Source organism: Vibrio sp. MACH09 (assembly GCF_033238805.1).
GTDB lineage: Bacteria > Pseudomonadota > Gammaproteobacteria > Enterobacterales > Vibrionaceae > Vibrio.
Window position 1 is genome coordinate 1,695,840 of record NZ_BSFZ01000001.1, and the last position, 15,181, is coordinate 1,711,020.

Genomic DNA, 15,181 nt, shown 5'->3' on the forward strand with positions numbered 1-15,181 from the left:
GATATTTCCAGCATATTGAGGACGTTTTATCGTCTTGGTTATAGATAGATTCAGCATGTGAATATTTATAACAGCAAATTATGGAGAAATTATGGAGTGGAGAATATTTGATAGGATATTTTAGAAAGCGGCTTGGCTTGAAAAGGTGAGAAAAGAGCCTTCATATAAAGGCTCTTCTACATGACACTCACTTAAACTTTAAAATATTTTAAATGATTGCTGAGATCAGATGAAGTTTGTACCAATATCTGACTTTGTTCTGCTAAGTTTGTTGCCGCACAACTCATCTCGTTAGCGGAGGTGTTGATGATGGTTACATTTTCATTGATTTCGTTAGATACAACACCTTGCTCTTCAGCAGATGAGGCAATTTGAGTCACCATATCATTAGCTTGATTCAGTTGTTCTACCATGCGGGCTAACTCTTCGCGTGTTTCTTCTGAACTGGATACACAGTTTTGAACTTTTTCACGGCTTAATAGCACCGCTTTCGACGCATCTAGAGCGCTTTTAGTCAGTGTATCTATAGAGTTTTGGATCTGTTCAGTGGACTCGTTAGTACTCGAAGCCAAATTTCTTACTTCATCGGCGACCACTGCAAACCCTCTACCTTGCTCCCCTGCTCTAGCCGCTTCAATTGCCGCATTCAATGCGAGTAAGTTAGTCTGTTCAGATATATTTTGGATGACATTAACCACTTCGGAAATACTCATCACCCCTGTTTTAAGCTGCTCGACCAGCTCTGATGTTAAAGCCATCTGTTGATCGGCACTTTCTATATTCTCCACCGTTTTCTCCATATCTTCACTGCTACTTTTGGCTTGTGTAGCAACAGAATCGGTGGTATTAGAGGCTTGTTCGGCGTTTCTAGAGACTTCTATTGTTGCCGCCGTCATCTGATTCATAGCGGTAGATAATAAGTCTAACTGAGAATATTGGGATTGAATGCTAACCGCACTTTGCTCACTCGATGACGCAATATTACTGACAAGGTCAGTGGATTGGTTGGCGGAATCATTAGCAAGATTAAACGCGGTTTGAAGCTTTTCCAACATGGTGTTCATATCTCTGCAGATATCACCAATTTCATCTTTTCTTGAAGTTTTAAGCCTAATGGTTAAGTCACCGTCAGAAATTTGATGCACCTTGCCAAGTAATTTCTCTATTGGCATCACGATATTGCGGCCTAACAGAAAGCTAAAAAAGGCCAGCACGATTAAAGCCACGCCAATAGCAAAACTGGCGATAATCAAATCAGAAATAAACGTTTGATTAATATCGCTGACTAACAAACCGGTACCAATGATCCAGTTCCATTCTGGCATTAAAGATACGAACGAAATTTTATCAAGAATTTGCTGATCAGGCGCTTTCCAAGAGTAGGCGAGAAAGCCCTGCCCTTGCGTTTTACCAATGGTTGCCATTTCTCGCCAGTGGTATTTTCCAGAGCCATCTTGAAAACCAGAGGCATCTTTTCCTGTCAGCTCAGTTTTGATTGGATGCATAACAACAACATTATTTGGGCTGGTAATCCAAAAATAGTTGTTCCCTTCATAACGTAACGATTTTATAGCAGAAATTGCCTGTTTCTTTGCTTCTTCTTCTCCTAACACATTGGATTGCTTGTAGTAGTGTTCAGCTAGACTCATTGCCGATTCTACTTGAGCTTGTAACTTGGTCTTGCGCTCTTCAAGCGAACTTTTTTTCTGTTCTAGTAGTTGAAACAAGCTAACGGAAATGATGATAGCAACGGACACCAAAACCAGAACATGCAGTTTTTTTCGAATAGATAGATTCCCTAGCCAATCCATAAATTTTTCTCCAACGACGTATAACTAAAATTTTATTTTTATTTGAGTATTTAGCGTAGCGTATATGTAGGAATTTTGTAATCAACTGGTGAATAGATTGAATTAGATCAAGTTTATCCAAGTATCGGGTTATGAAAATGTTAATTTCGTCTATTTATCAATATGTTCCTATGTTCGTTATCCCGTTCAAATTTGATGGTTATGGGGGTTGAAAGCGCTATGATTTTCAAATAATCGTTACCACGTTCTGTTTTAGCATTCCCGTCTTCCACCGATACTGTGACGTCTTTATCTAGAGTAACCAAATAAGTAAACGCATTGCCAGATTGATTAAGCAGCTCTAACAGATAGTTTCTGTTTCCCATAGCAAAATGACAGTCTTCAGGCAAATAACATTTTGTATTTATTTGTGAATAACTTATCGTTCTCCAGGTAAAGGCACTTATCAATATCACTAACATAACCAAGAGTTGTATTAGTCTTGCTTTGGTTAATTTTTCTGCAGCCATTTATCTGTCTCCTGCAACAAACTTCAAAGTTTTAGAATTAAATCTTCCCAGTTATCAAAAATGTAGGTTAATTCGTTGTCATTAAAATGTTAAATCCATTATTATGTCCGATGAAAATACCATTCCAAACAGTACATTGATAGGATTTTCCCATTAAAGGGCCGGTTTTGTTAGTCTGAGGAATGTATTACGACGTAAAGTCGAAAATTAGAAATAAAGTCGTCATTAAGAAAATTGGAAGCATAAAAAATGAGCCAAGTACAACAGCTTGAGCACAACTATAACTATACTGTCGTCCGTCAATTCACCTTAGTTACTATTCTATGGGGTATTGTTGGTATGGCCGTTGGGGTATTGATTGCTGCTCAGTTAGTTTGGCCACAGCTTAACTTTGATACGCCGTGGTTAACCTATAGTCGATTACGCCCGCTACATACCAACGCAGTTATTTTTGCGTTTGGAACAAGCGCCCTTTTTGCAACATCTTATTATGTAGTTCAACGTACATGCCAAACAAGATTGTTTGGTGGAGCCTTAGTACCCTTCACATTTTGGGGATGGCAAGCAATTATATTGTCTGCTGCTATTTCTCTTCCTTTAGGGTATACAACAAGTAAAGAATACGCAGAGTTAGAGTGGCCAATTGATATTGCTATTGCAGTTGTTTGGGTTGCTTACGCTGTGGTGTTTTTTGGAACCTTAGTAAAACGTAAAACCTCCCATATATATGTGGCAAACTGGTTCTTCGGTGCATTTATACTTACCGTTGCCGTGCTTCATATTATGAATAGTCTTGCGATTCCTGTTTCTATGGGTAAATCGTACTCTGTCTATGCTGGAGCCGTTGATGCAATGGTTCAATGGTGGTACGGACACAATGCCGTAGGATTCCTGTTAACAGCTGGGTTCTTAGGTATGATGTACTACTTTGTACCAAAACAGGCTGAACGTCCGGTATATTCTTACCGATTATCTATTGTTCACTTTTGGGCATTGATTGCACTGTATATTTGGGCTGGTCCTCACCACCTACATTACACTGCTCTACCTGATTGGACTCAGTCTCTTGGCATGGTTATGTCGCTTGTGTTATTTGCACCTTCTTGGGGGGGCATGATTAACGGTATCATGACGCTATCAGGCGCGTGGCATAAACTTCGTTACGACCCTATTCTACGTTTCTTAATTGTTTCTCTATCTTTCTATGGTATGTCTACCTTCGAAGGCCCGATGATGTCAATTAAGACAGTTAACGCCCTTTCTCACTACACTGACTGGACTATCGGTCACGTTCACTCTGGTGCGTTAGGTTGGGTTGCTATGGTGTCAATCGGTTCGGTTTATCACCTAATTCCTAAACTGTTTAACCAAGAAAGAATGTACTCAGTTAGCTTGATCAATGTTCACTTCTGGTTAGCAACTATTGGTACCGTTCTGTATATCGTCGCTATGTGGATTTCTGGTGTAATGCAAGGTTTGATGTGGAGAGCAGTTAACGCTGACGGCACATTAACATACAGCTTTGTTGAGTCAGTACAAGCGTCATACCCGTTCTACACTGTTCGTTTTATTGGTGGCTTTATCTTCCTTTCAGGTATGTTCCTGATGGCTTATAACGCTTACAAAACGATTTCTGCACCTAACGATAGCCTAAAAGCTATCGAGCAACCGGCATAGGAGGTTGATGAATGAGTTCTAATTCAAATAATCGCCACGAACTGGTTGAACGTAATGTTGGTTTGTTGGCAATTCTAATCGTCTGTGTAATCAGCCTTGGTGCGTTAGTTGAGATCGTTCCACTAATGTTCCAGAAACAAACAAACGAACCAGTAGATAATCTTCGTCCTTACACTGCTCTGCAAATGGAAGGTCGAGATATTTATATTCGTGAAGGCTGTAATGTTTGTCACAGCCAAATGATACGTCCATTCCGTGCCGAAACTGAACGTTATGGTCACTACTCTGTTGCTGGTGAAAGTGTATGGGAACACCCATTCTTATGGGGTTCTAAGCGAACTGGTCCTGATTTGGCTCGTGTTGGCGGTCGTTATTCTGATGATTGGCATAGAGCACACCTTTTAGACCCTCGAGCTTTGGTTCCTGAGTCCAATATGCCTGCTTTTCCTTGGTTAGCTGAAAATGTTCTTGATGGTGAACTCATCGAGAAAAAGCTAACGGTATTCCGCGATCAATTTGGTGTTCCATATACCGATGAACAGATTGCAAATGCAGAAGGTGAAGTTAAAGGTAAAACAGAGATGGAAGCATTGATTGCTTACCTTCAATCTCTCGGTCATGCAATGAAATAAGGAGGATAGAAATGAATATTGCTACGTTTCATTCCATCTTAACTGTTGCGGTTTTTGTAAGCTTCTTAGGCGTGTTTTGGTGGGCATTTAGTAAGAGCCGAAAATCACGCTTTGAAGAAGACGCAAATCTAGTTTTTGCTGATGAGCAAGACTCTTCGACCAAGACAGATAAAGGAGTAAGTAACTAATGACGTCTTTTTGGAGTATATGGATAATTGTAATCACATTCGCGACACTTATCGGATGTGCAGTGATGCTTGCTTGGTGCTTAAAAGATAAAATGGGCGTCGAGGAAGGCGAAGATATGGGACACGAATACGATGGTATTCGTGAACTCAATAACCCACTACCTAAATGGTGGAGTTATCTGTTTATCAGTACCTTCGTTTTTGCCGCGATTTATCTAGCCCTTTTCCCAGGTTTAGGTAATTTTAAAGGCTTCTTAGGCTGGACTAGTTCAGACCAAACGGTTATGAATATTGACGAGTCACGTAAGTCGATTGAAAACTCGCAGCAAAACAAACTGCTAGATGAGTATGCGAAAGAGTTGGACGATGCAAACACCTATTTTGGTGAAGCATTTAACCGCTTAGCCTACAAAGACGGCGGCAACGAGCTACGCTCAATCCCTGAAATTGCAGCGGATCCTGAAGCGCTGAAAGTTGGGCAACGCCTATTCTTGCAAAACTGTTCACAATGTCATGGTTCTGATGCAAGGGGTCAAATTGGCTTCCCTAACCTAGCGGACAACGCATGGTTATATGGCGGTGAACCTCAAGCTATCGTAAATACCATCATGCATGGCCGTATTGGTGCTATGCCAGCTTGGAATGATGTTTTAGGCGAAGATGGTGTAAAAGAGGTTGTTACTTATACCCTTAGCCTTTCTGGACGTAGTGTAAACGCCAGAGAAGCTGCGGCAGGTAAAACTCGCTTTGTGGTATGTACAGCTTGTCACGGTACAGATGGTAAAGGTAACCCCGCTGTTGGTGCACCGGATCTAACCGATAATATTTGGTTATTTGGTGATACAAGAGCAGATGTTACGGCTACAGTCGCAAATGGTCGTCAAGGTGTTATGCCAGCATGGAAAGACATCCTAGGTGAAGAAAAAGTTCAGCTAGTATCCTCCTATGTATGGAGCCTAAGTAACTCCGAGCAATAACTCAAACCTAGATCTAGCCCCAGTTCCTGGGGCTTTTCTTATTCTAAAATTACCCAATCTAAACTAGTCGAGATCTTTTATGATTAAGCCTTGGTATAAGCAGTTTTGGCCGTGGTTTCTTATTTTTCTGCCGTTAAGTGTTGTGGTAGCAAGTTTCACTACCCTATTTATCTTCTCAAATAACTCCGTCTCTTTAGTCGCTGAAGATTACTACAAGAAAGGAAAAGCGATTAATATCGACCTTTCAAAGATAGAAGCGGCAAATGCCTTGGGTGTCTCTGCAGCGGTTAGGTCGAGAAACAATGTCATCACGGTGATTTTTGATAAGGGCCAGTTAGATGTTTATCCTGCCCTAACTATCACCTTTAGCCACCGAACGTTAGCAGATAAAGACTTTATTCAAACAGTAAGTTCTGACGCTCAAGGACGTTACAGCATAACGTTGTCAGATGATATGGCCGGCCCTTGGTTTGTAAAGGTAGAACCTTTTACTAAACAATGGCTTATTCAAGGAAAGGTTACTTTCCCGTCTGTGGAACCTACCATTTTAGTTAATTAAACGCTGGACTCGTTAATGATCAAAACGTGTTATCACTGTGGTGAAGATGTACCAGAAAACACGAACTTTACCGTGGAAATTTTCAAGAAGCAGCGGGACATGTGTTGTCCCGGTTGCCAAGCTGTCGCACAAACTATCGTCGATAGTGGGCTGGTTAGTTACTATCAATATAGAACAGAAACGGCCGAAAAAGCTGAGTTAGTTCCTGAGCAGCTAATGTCACTGTTGAATTACGATGATGATGATGTGCAATCAGAGTTCGTCCGCAAAAGTGAATCAAGTTCAGAAGTTACTCTTTCCCTTGAAGGTGTAACGTGCGCCGCTTGTGCGTGGTTGATTGAAAAACAGATCAACGGCCAATCTGGTGTGAACCAAATCCGAGTAAACACCACAACAAACAGAGCCATTCTTAATTGGGATAGCCGTAAAACTAAGTTAAGCGATCTGCTATCAACCATACACAAGCTCGGATACAAAGCTGCCCCATTCGAAGCAGATGCCCATGAAGCGACCTATCATGAATCCATGAAACAGTATCTGTATCGATTGGGGATCGCGGGCATTGCCACCATGCAGGTGATGATGTTAGCTGTAGCGTTATACTTTGAAATATTTGGAGATCTTGACGCTGAGTTTAAACAATATCTACGTATTGTGAGTCTGATTTTCGCGACACCAGTATTGGTTTATTCTGCCCTTCCTTTCTATATCAACGCTTGGAGAAGCTTAAAAGGCAAAACCTTGGGTATGGACGTCCCTGTGTCCATTGCTCTGATTTTTGCATATGTGGCTAGTGTTGTCGCCACGGTACAAGAAAAAGGCGAAGTATTTTTTGAATCTGTTTCAATGTTTACTTTCTTCTTGTTACTTGGCCGTTTCCTAGAGATGAGAGCACGACGTAAAGCGGCGGCAGCGAGTGCCAACCTTCTAAAACTCATCCCTACAATGGCGACAAAGTTAGATGGAAGCCAAATACCCGTTCGTAATTTGAAACCCGGTGACAGAGTAAGAGTGCTTCCCGGTGAACACATTCCTGCGGATGGCGTGATTATTGCTGGTCGAATCCACGTTGACGAGTCAATGCTCACGGGAGAGTCTATCCCTGTAGTTAAAGCGGTTAATGAAATGGTTTATGCAGGAAGCATCAATACTGACGAATCCTTTGATCTCGAGGTTACCTCTAGTAAAGCGGAGTCCATGTTAGCAAATATAGTCCGGCTGCAAGACGAAGCTCAAATGACCAAACCTAAGATTGCACAGTTGGCCGATGTGGTTGCTCGTTATTTCGTAGCCGTGATACTGATTACAGCGTCTGCCACATGGCTTTATTGGCAGCAACATCAACCAGACGATGCATTTTGGATAATGCTCTCTGTTTTGGTTGCAACTTGCCCTTGCGCTCTATCTTTAGCAACACCGACAGCTATTACTTGCTCAACCTCTAAAATGGGAGATCTTGGCTTACTACTAAGAAAATCGCATGTGTTTGAGACGCTGTGTAAAGTTAATCACCTTATTATCGATAAAACTGGAACCCTAACTCAGGGAGCCATTAAGTTGGATGCTGTAGAAACTCACTCAGATTTGACGGATGAGATCTGTCTAGCGATTGCGGCTTCGTTAGAATGTCATGCCAATCACCCCATTGCTAAAGCGTTTGAAGGAAAAGGGTCCAGCGATGTTGTCGTAACAGATGTACGAAACGTTATTGGTTCAGGAATAGAGGGACAATGGCAAGGGCAACCTTGTAAAATTGGTAACGCCTTGTTTGTATGTGGTACGAGCGCTCTTTCCGGCAACAACGCTATTTATTTATCGGTCGCAGGGGAGCACGTTGCGACCTTTGGTTACTCCGATCCTATTCGAAGTGAAAGTAAAGTATTTATCCAATCACTAACGGATATGGGAATGAAGATAACCCTGCTTACTGGTGACAACCAATCGAATGCGTTAAAGGTTGCAGAAGCTGTTGGAATTAACTACGTTGTGTCTAATGCCTCGCCTAAAGATAAACTCGCTTTTCTTAAGTCGTTAGACGACTCTCATATAACCCTGATGGTAGGTGACGGCATTAATGATGCTCCTACTCTATCTGGTGCTCACTTATCTGTGGCTATGGGAGGCGGTACTGACGTAGCTAAAGCATCTGCAGACATGGTTCTGCTTGGTGACAAGTTAAATAAAATAACCAAGGCGCGCGAGTTGGCCATTAAAACACGCAATATCATTAGACAAAATTTGGCATGGGCATTAGGCTACAACCTATTGATTTTACCACTCGCAGTCGCGGGATATGTTGCTCCCTATATCGCGGTTGTTGGCATGTCAGCAAGCTCAATTATTGTTGTTACCAACTCATTAAGGTTACTCAAAAAAGATGGCTAGTCTTTATATATTAATTCCAATCGCTATATTGCTGGTTTGTGTCGCCGTGGCAATTTTTTTGTGGGCGGTAAAAAGCGAGCAGTTCGAAGATCTGGAACGTCAAGGGCACAGTATCCTGTTTGATGAAGATGAGCCAGAGATAAAGAACAAAGATGAACATTGATTTAATTGGTGCTCTATTTGTCGGCTTTTTGGGCTCAGCTCACTGCGTAGGCATGTGTGGTGGAATAGCGTCAGCAATGAGCATAAACATTACCGCCAAGTCTGACCGTTTGTTGACTATCCTCTGTTACAACTTTGGTCGGCTATCCAGTTACACTCTGGCCGGATTTGTCGTCGGTGGCGCAATTTCCAGCGCTTCCAGCTTGGTAACCGATTATTCGGTATTGAATTGGTTACGTTTTTTATCCGCTTTTGTGATGATTGTTCTCGCCTTGCATATCGGAAAGTGGTGGCAAGGTATTATTTATATAGAAAAGCTCGGACAATGGTTATGGCGTTTTATTAATCCCATCGCAACAAAACTGCTTCCGCTCTCTTCTCCTTTTCAAGCCCTTCCTCTCGGCTTTTTATGGGGATGGTTACCTTGTGGCCTTGTATATTCTGCTCTTACATGGGCAGCGGTTTCTGGAAGTGGCATAAATGGCAGCTTAACTATGCTGGCATTTGGTATTGGAACACTCCCCTCAATGCTGCTAGTTGGTATTAGTGCCGAATATGTAAACAGAGTCAAAACATCGACCGTTTTTAGGCAGATAGGCGCTATGCTTCTTCTTGCTTATGGTGGTTATATTGCCCTGTCAACATTTTCTCTTTTGAGTTAACAATTTATAACTTTTTGAATTATTAGCTAGTTATTTCACTACCTTTTAGTTAAGAGCAGTGTTAAAATATTGATGTATATCAAATAGTGACTCGGAAGTTATGATTTCAGAAAAACAAGCGACTAAACGAATCCAATCCGGTGGATGTGCTATCCACTGTCAGGATTGCAGCATTTCACAACTATGTATTCCATTTACATTGAGTGAATCTGAGCTTGATCAATTAGATCAAATAATCGAACGAAAAAAACCGATTCAAAAAGGACAAGAGTTGTTTAAAGCGGGTGACGAATTAAAGTCACTATATGCAATTCGTTCAGGAACAATCAAAAGCTATACCATTACTGAGCAAGGTGACGAGCAAATTACTGCATTTCATTTAGCCGGTGATTTGGTTGGTTTTGATGCGATCAATGGCAACGCCCACCCCTCTTTTGCTCAAGCACTAGAAACGTCAATGGTTTGTGAAATTCCTTATGAAATTCTAGATGACTTATCGGGTAAAATGCCGAAACTTCGCCAACAAATTATGCGATTAATGAGTAGCGAAATTAAAGGCGACCAAGACATGATTCTTCTTTTATCAAAGAAGAATGCGGAAGAACGATTAGCTGCTTTTTTATATAATCTTTCCACTCGTTTTTCCCAGCGTGGTTTCAGTCCAAGAGAATTTCGATTAACCATGACTCGTGGTGATATCGGCAATTACTTGGGGCTTACCGTTGAAACCATAAGTCGGCTATTAGGCCGTTTCCAAAAATCTGAGATTCTAAGTGTGAAAGGTAAATACATTACCATTCTTGACCACGAAGAGCTGAAAATCTTAGCTGGAATATCTCAAGAAGAATAACTGCAAAGTGGCTCAGAAATGAGCCACTTCATATTTCTACCCTCCGAAAATTTCTTTTGCTAAAAAATTCGTTCTAAATAAGCTACATTTACTATATGTAGTTGATAACTCTTCGCTTCTACTCCATAAATAAGGAGCTTTTATGAGTATTTATAATAAAATTTTAGTCGTTGCAGATGTGAATAATGAGTCACAGCCTGCGCTGGCAAGGGCTATGCAGTTAGCTCGCAAAAGCGTATCAAAAAGCCATATAACGTTATTTCTCTCTATCTATGATTTTTCTTATGAAATGACATCAATGCTTTCTCTTGATGAGCGCGATGCTATGCGTAAAGGCGTTATTCAGCAAAGAGAATCATGGATGAAAGAAGTGGCAGCACCTTACATCGACGATAGTGTAGAGTTTTCGGTTAAAGTGGTTTGGCACAATAGGCCTTATGAGGCGATCGTTGCTGAAGTCTTTGCTGGTAACCATGAGATCTTAATTAAGGCAACACGAAAGCATGATGTTTTAGAGTCGGTCATCTTTACACCAACAGATTGGCATCTGCTTCGTAAAAGTCCCTGCCCTGTACTTTTGGTTAAAAACCATGAGTGGCCAGAAAACGGAAACGTGGTAGCGTCGGTTCATGTCGGTTCAGAAAACCCAACCCATCTGGAACTTAATAACTGTATCGTTGAGCAAGCTAAAAATCTCTGCTCACGGCTGGATGCGACGCCTTACTTAGTAAACTGCTATCCGGTGACACCGGCAAACATTACTATCGAGTTGCCGGAATTTGATCCTACAACCTATTCCGATGCCGTCAGAGGCCATCACCTAAAAGAGATGAAGGCGCTAAGGCAAAAACACTGCATTGATGAAGAGCAGACCAGAGTAGAGCAAGGACTCCCTGAAGATATTATCCCCGCGGTTGCAAATGAGCTATCTGCCGGTCTGGTTATCCTTGGAACAACCGGACGAACAGGCATGTCTGCTGTTTTTATTGGTAACACCGCAGAGCATGTTATTGATAAAATCAATTGTGATGTTTTGGCGCTTAAGCCTGCTGGTTTTATCAGCCCTCTTGACCCAAATCAATCCGCTTAATAAAGCAACGTAATAAATAACCATAAAAGCCCTCATTGAGGGCTTTTACTACTAGCATCCTGCTAAATTATCCGTATCATACTCAGTCTATTTTTCTTAGGTTAACAGACAGCAAATTTATGACTGAGCAATCTCTCCAGCGTACTAAAGCGCAGCAATATAATTTCAATAAATTACAAAAGCGTCTTCGTCGCAATACTGGTCAAGCAATTGCTGACTACAACATGATAGAAGATGGTGACCGTATTATGGTCTGTCTATCTGGTGGTAAAGATAGTTTTACTATGCTTGAAATCCTCTTAAGCCTTAAGAAAAGTGCCCCAGTATCATTTGAACTTATCGCAGTTAATTTAGATCAAAAACAGCCCGGATTTCCAGAGCATATTCTTCCTGAGTACCTAGAAAGTCTAGGTGTTGAGTACAAGATAGTTGAAGAAGACACTTACTCAATCGTACAGGACAAAATTCCAGAAGGAAAAACAACTTGTTCGCTTTGCTCTCGTTTGCGTCGTGGCATCTTATACCGTACCGCAACAGAACTGAAAGCAACAAAAATAGCCTTAGGCCACCATAGAGACGATATTATCGAAACCATGTTCCTTAACATGTTCCATGGTGGAAAAATGAAAGGAATGCCCCCTAAGCTGGTTTCTGATGATGGTAAACATGTTGTCATTAGGCCGTTAGCTTATTGTCGTGAAAAAGACATTATCAAGTACGCAGAGAAGCGTGAATACCCTATCATTCCATGTAATTTATGTGGTTCGCAACCTAACCTTCAACGCCAGCATATTAAACAGATGTTGAATGGTTGGGATAAGCAGTATCCTGGTCGTATTGAGACTATTTTCACAGCAATGCAAAACGTTGTTCCTAGCCACTTAGCGGATCACCAGTTATTTGACTTCAAATCTATTAACCGAGACTCTGGTGTCATAAATGGTGGTGATATTGGCTTTGATAGAGAAGAGCTGCCTACGTCAGCACCAACGGAAGATGTCATGGAGTTCGACCCAGCACTGCAACTGGATGTGACGAATCTATAATTCTTTAAGTTAATTTAAGTTCGGACATGAAAAAGGCTGCGATTGCAGCCTTTTTCTTCTTTAATTTGTAAACTTATTTATTTCTTAGCAGAGGGTAACCAAGGAAGAACGCGAGTGGTTTCTTCAGGAATAGTAATCGTATTGCCCTTTCCGATATCTGCTAACAGAATTCTTGCTTTACCATCTTCTATTGCTACTGACTTACCATTAGAGAAAAGAATGTTGCCTTGTGTCTCTGGGGTGAACTCCAGGGTTAAACCTTCAACCTCAGGAGTAAACCAACTGGCAAACATGCCTCCAAGGTCTTCTAACATGCTTTGCATTTGCGGCAGTATGGTTTCGATTTCCTGGTAACTGACACTTCCGTTCATTGGTTGCTTAGTCATTACAACCAACGAGAAATCACAACGTTGATCCATCGGTGTACGAACAAACACCAAAGGATTAGCGCTCTTCAAGTTGCTATCCACTGGCAGAAGTACTTCTTTGGTTGGTGCTATGGTCAGTTCTTCATAATGTTTCTCTTTTTCCATCCACGCCTTTTCAATGCTACAAAGTTCTTTGCTGTCAGCGTTGATAAAAAAGAAACCGACTTTGACCTCTTCATGCCCTTCCTTTACATTGTTTTTTAACTGCGAATATAACTTTGAATAGGTAAACATGTATTCTTGAGCAGAGACATGACTTGTCGTTATCGATAGTCCGATAAAAAGCAGAGATATTATTATTTTCATATGTTATTAACTGGCTTTCCAAAATTTCTGATTTACTCGAATCATACTTTGAAGATCATCAATATATGCTTGACCTCGTTCAGAGTACTTTAAGAGTCCGTTAGTGAGCTGTGTAGCAGCGCTATCTGTTAAAATACTATCTCCGCTTGCCACAATATTCGCTCTTATCTGACGTAGTTGAGCGTACGCCTTATTGCGATTCACATTCATAAAATAGCCATGAACAGATTCAGACATAGAATCAAATTTAGCCACTTCATGACTTGCTCCTTCAATACGTTGCAAAGGAACTAAGCCGCAACCTTTGTTATAACACCATTGGCCAAAATAGTTATTTGCTTCACGCGCAAAACGTGAGGTCCCCCAAGCCGACTCATTAGCCGCTTGAGTTAATACCAATGCTTCTGGGATCAGGTTTATTTTCATCAGCATAGTGGCAAACCACTGTGAAGTGAGTCCACTGTCAGGGACCTTGCTGGCATACTTCTCACCAAGCTGCTGAGCAAAACTGATATCTGCTGACGTCATGTCATCCGAGTGAAACGCCGTCTCAATAACTTTCAGCTGAGATCGCTCTTTGCTAATACGTAGGTTCTCAGCTTCGACTGCAGGACGGAGATAATCAAAAAAGGCTTGTTTCTTTTTGTTGGCATCAGTAATGGCCGCAAAATCAGGTTTATCCTGACTAACATAACGGCTTCCCTCGCCGACACGGCTATCTACCGTGTCATCTGCCGCTCCTTCGTCTTTAACAAACGGGGCAAGCAACATGGCTACAAGCGCAATTGCGGCTAATAATTTAAAAAGATTATGCATTAAATATTTGCGAACCTTTATCCGATTTATCTTTCTCTACTGGCTCATCAGTGGAGTCATTATTGTCGTCTGAATCATTGTCATCATGACTATCGTCATCATCGTCATTTGAGTCATCGTTGTCTGAGTGATTATTGAAACGGTCAGCTGTGTTATCAACGTCAGGAGCGATGATCTTCAAAGTAATACCAAACATATTACGATAGATAATCCCTTTCATATGGAAAAACAGCGGCAGTACCACAACCAATAAAAATCCGTACGAAATAGCAGCAACAAACAACAGCACCATCATAATTGTGTATAAACCAATGATAGGAAACAATTTTTTGTTAACGGCACGGAAAGAGATCCACAATGACTGAATTGGCGATATTTTTTTCTCGCAGATGAGCAGTATTGAATTACTGAATGCCACAGATAAATACATAGAAAGTAATGGTATAAGCATACCACCTATCCCTTGTAGCACTAGGCTAAACAGAGTGGCGATGATGACTGGAACCGTGAACTGAAGACCCTTCAAGATATGTTGTGGCTTGCTCATTAATCCAGCACTGTGGCTCATGGCCATGAGAGAGACGCCCGCATAAATCGGAGCCGAAATGACTTCATAGCTAAAATTAGCCACAAATATCGCTTCAAAAATGCCTTGCTCTATTAATTCTGGGTTATCGAACATTTGCAGTATCAAAGCGGGATCACCTATCTGCAACTTCAGTGCAAGATAAAAGATAACAAGTTGAACCGCTAGCAACGCAATGATGGCTGGAGAAAAAGAAAGAAAATGCCGGATAGTATGTTTCCACGCCTCTCCGAGCACAGAAAACATATTTAATTCATAATTTCCAGACAGTGCTTTATCAATCGAACCGCCTATAACAAAATCTTTCTCTATATTCTTATTCATATCGTATTCCGAGCAGGGAATTAGCCCTCAACTCTAAATTAAAAAATTACGCCACAGTATACCCATCTACCCTAAAGATACCAGTGCCGAGCATTGCTATGGGCTGCTATTTACTATTAACTTCTCATTACAATAGCCAAGCAATTATCAATGAGGCTATTCTCACTTGATTT

General features: G+C 41.2%; 16 protein-coding genes. 11 read left to right on the forward strand and 5 right to left on the reverse strand.

Annotated elements, in window-relative coordinates; all coding sequences use genetic code 11:
- Positions 1-191 precede the first annotated feature (191 nt).
- Both CHJ_RS07505 and CHJ_RS07510 read right to left on the reverse strand, forming a co-directional pair.
- The gene (locus CHJ_RS07505) at positions 192-1,811 is read right to left on the reverse strand and encodes a methyl-accepting chemotaxis protein (RefSeq protein WP_317917345.1); all 1,620 of its coding nucleotides are present in this window, start codon (positions 1,809-1,811) and stop codon (positions 192-194) included.
- A gap of 140 nt (positions 1,812-1,951) precedes the next feature.
- Complete coding sequence (locus CHJ_RS07510) at positions 1,952-2,320, reverse strand: hypothetical protein (protein ID WP_317917346.1); 369 nt, start codon at positions 2,318-2,320, stop codon at positions 1,952-1,954.
- Between the two features lie 249 nt (positions 2,321-2,569).
- Between CHJ_RS07510 and ccoN the strand changes: the two genes are divergently transcribed.
- From ccoN to ttcA, 11 genes are all read left to right on the forward strand, one after another.
- Complete coding sequence (gene ccoN, locus CHJ_RS07515; RefSeq protein WP_171751962.1) at positions 2,570-3,997, forward strand: cytochrome-c oxidase, cbb3-type subunit I; 1,428 nt, start codon at positions 2,570-2,572, stop codon at positions 3,995-3,997.
- Positions 3,998-4,008: 11 nt separating this feature from the next.
- Positions 4,009-4,629 carry a cytochrome-c oxidase, cbb3-type subunit II gene (gene ccoO, locus CHJ_RS07520; RefSeq protein WP_171751963.1) on the forward strand — a complete coding sequence of 207 codons (621 nt, stop codon included), beginning with the start codon at positions 4,009-4,011 and terminating at the stop codon, positions 4,627-4,629.
- Positions 4,630-4,640: 11 nt separating this feature from the next.
- A complete protein-coding gene (locus CHJ_RS07525; RefSeq protein WP_171751964.1) occupies positions 4,641-4,817 on the forward strand; it encodes a cbb3-type cytochrome oxidase subunit 3 in 177 nt (58 codons plus the stop codon).
- Complete coding sequence (gene ccoP, locus CHJ_RS07530; RefSeq protein ID WP_317917347.1) at positions 4,817-5,794, forward strand: cytochrome-c oxidase, cbb3-type subunit III; 978 nt, start codon at positions 4,817-4,819, stop codon at positions 5,792-5,794. Before CHJ_RS07525 ends, ccoP begins: the two co-directional genes overlap by 1 nt.
- 79 nt (positions 5,795-5,873) lie before the next feature.
- Positions 5,874-6,353, forward strand: a complete 480-nt coding sequence (locus tag CHJ_RS07535; RefSeq protein WP_317917348.1) for a FixH family protein — start codon at positions 5,874-5,876, stop codon at positions 6,351-6,353.
- Positions 6,354-6,368: 15 nt separating this feature from the next.
- Positions 6,369-8,738, forward strand: a complete 2,370-nt coding sequence (locus CHJ_RS07540) for a heavy metal translocating P-type ATPase (RefSeq protein ID WP_317917349.1) — start codon at positions 6,369-6,371, stop codon at positions 8,736-8,738.
- Positions 8,731-8,901: a cbb3-type cytochrome oxidase assembly protein CcoS gene (gene ccoS / locus CHJ_RS07545; protein WP_171751968.1), complete on the forward strand. Its 171-nt coding sequence runs from the start codon at positions 8,731-8,733 to the stop codon at positions 8,899-8,901. The genes CHJ_RS07540 and ccoS overlap by 8 nt, the downstream gene beginning before the upstream one ends.
- The gene (locus CHJ_RS07550) at positions 8,891-9,562 is read left to right on the forward strand and encodes a sulfite exporter TauE/SafE family protein (protein WP_171751969.1); all 672 of its coding nucleotides are present in this window, start codon (positions 8,891-8,893) and stop codon (positions 9,560-9,562) included. Before ccoS ends, CHJ_RS07550 begins: the two co-directional genes overlap by 11 nt.
- Before the next feature lie 100 nt (positions 9,563-9,662).
- Entirely contained in the window at positions 9,663-10,412 is a 750-nt protein-coding gene (locus CHJ_RS07555; RefSeq protein WP_171751970.1) for an FNR family transcription factor, read from the forward strand.
- Between the two features lie 142 nt (positions 10,413-10,554).
- The gene (uspE, locus tag CHJ_RS07560; protein ID WP_317917350.1) at positions 10,555-11,502 is read left to right on the forward strand and encodes a universal stress protein UspE; all 948 of its coding nucleotides are present in this window, start codon (positions 10,555-10,557) and stop codon (positions 11,500-11,502) included.
- A 119-nt stretch (positions 11,503-11,621) separates the two neighbouring features.
- On the forward strand, positions 11,622-12,548 hold the full coding sequence (gene ttcA, locus CHJ_RS07565) for a tRNA 2-thiocytidine(32) synthetase TtcA (RefSeq protein WP_317917351.1): 927 nt from the start codon (positions 11,622-11,624) through the stop codon (positions 12,546-12,548).
- Positions 12,549-12,625: 77 nt separating this feature from the next.
- Here ttcA and CHJ_RS07570 read toward each other — a convergent pair whose 3' ends face one another.
- Genes CHJ_RS07570 through CHJ_RS07580 form a run of 3 tightly spaced genes read right to left on the reverse strand, consistent with a single transcriptional unit; the run spans position 12,626 to position 15,008 of the window.
- Complete coding sequence (locus CHJ_RS07570; RefSeq protein ID WP_171751973.1) at positions 12,626-13,282, reverse strand: DUF2987 domain-containing protein; 657 nt, start codon at positions 13,280-13,282, stop codon at positions 12,626-12,628.
- Positions 13,283-13,288: 6 nt separating this feature from the next.
- On the reverse strand, positions 13,289-14,098 hold the full coding sequence (locus tag CHJ_RS07575; protein ID WP_317917352.1) for a glucosaminidase domain-containing protein: 810 nt from the start codon (positions 14,096-14,098) through the stop codon (positions 13,289-13,291).
- Entirely contained in the window at positions 14,091-15,008 is a 918-nt protein-coding gene (locus tag CHJ_RS07580; protein WP_317917353.1) for a hypothetical protein, read from the reverse strand. The genes CHJ_RS07575 and CHJ_RS07580 overlap by 8 nt, the downstream gene beginning before the upstream one ends.
- Positions 15,009-15,181: the final 173 nt, after the last annotated feature.

What these genes read in the sequence shown, in the direction of transcription:
- CHJ_RS07505 (WP_317917345.1), bottom strand. Translation starts at nt 1,811, where the DNA reads ATGGATTGGCTAGGGAATCTATCTATTCGAAAAAAACTGCATGTTCTG.
- CHJ_RS07510 (WP_317917346.1), bottom strand. Translation starts at nt 2,320, where the DNA reads ATGGCTGCAGAAAAATTAACCAAAGCAAGACTAATACAACTCTTGGTT.
- ccoN (WP_171751962.1), top strand. Translation starts at nt 2,570, where the DNA reads ATGAGCCAAGTACAACAGCTTGAGCACAACTATAACTATACTGTCGTC.
- ccoO (WP_171751963.1), top strand. Translation starts at nt 4,009, where the DNA reads ATGAGTTCTAATTCAAATAATCGCCACGAACTGGTTGAACGTAATGTT.
- CHJ_RS07525 (WP_171751964.1), top strand. Translation starts at nt 4,641, where the DNA reads ATGAATATTGCTACGTTTCATTCCATCTTAACTGTTGCGGTTTTTGTA.
- ccoP (WP_317917347.1), top strand. Translation starts at nt 4,817, where the DNA reads ATGACGTCTTTTTGGAGTATATGGATAATTGTAATCACATTCGCGACA.
- CHJ_RS07535 (WP_317917348.1), top strand. Translation starts at nt 5,874, where the DNA reads ATGATTAAGCCTTGGTATAAGCAGTTTTGGCCGTGGTTTCTTATTTTT.
- CHJ_RS07540 (WP_317917349.1), top strand. Translation starts at nt 6,369, where the DNA reads ATGATCAAAACGTGTTATCACTGTGGTGAAGATGTACCAGAAAACACG.
- ccoS (WP_171751968.1), top strand. Translation starts at nt 8,731, where the DNA reads ATGGCTAGTCTTTATATATTAATTCCAATCGCTATATTGCTGGTTTGT.
- CHJ_RS07550 (WP_171751969.1), top strand. Translation starts at nt 8,891, where the DNA reads ATGAACATTGATTTAATTGGTGCTCTATTTGTCGGCTTTTTGGGCTCA.
- CHJ_RS07555 (WP_171751970.1), top strand. Translation starts at nt 9,663, where the DNA reads ATGATTTCAGAAAAACAAGCGACTAAACGAATCCAATCCGGTGGATGT.
- uspE (WP_317917350.1), top strand. Translation starts at nt 10,555, where the DNA reads ATGAGTATTTATAATAAAATTTTAGTCGTTGCAGATGTGAATAATGAG.
- ttcA (WP_317917351.1), top strand. Translation starts at nt 11,622, where the DNA reads ATGACTGAGCAATCTCTCCAGCGTACTAAAGCGCAGCAATATAATTTC.
- CHJ_RS07570 (WP_171751973.1), bottom strand. Translation starts at nt 13,282, where the DNA reads ATGAAAATAATAATATCTCTGCTTTTTATCGGACTATCGATAACGACA.
- CHJ_RS07575 (WP_317917352.1), bottom strand. Translation starts at nt 14,098, where the DNA reads ATGCATAATCTTTTTAAATTATTAGCCGCAATTGCGCTTGTAGCCATG.
- CHJ_RS07580 (WP_317917353.1), bottom strand. Translation starts at nt 15,008, where the DNA reads ATGAATAAGAATATAGAGAAAGATTTTGTTATAGGCGGTTCGATTGAT.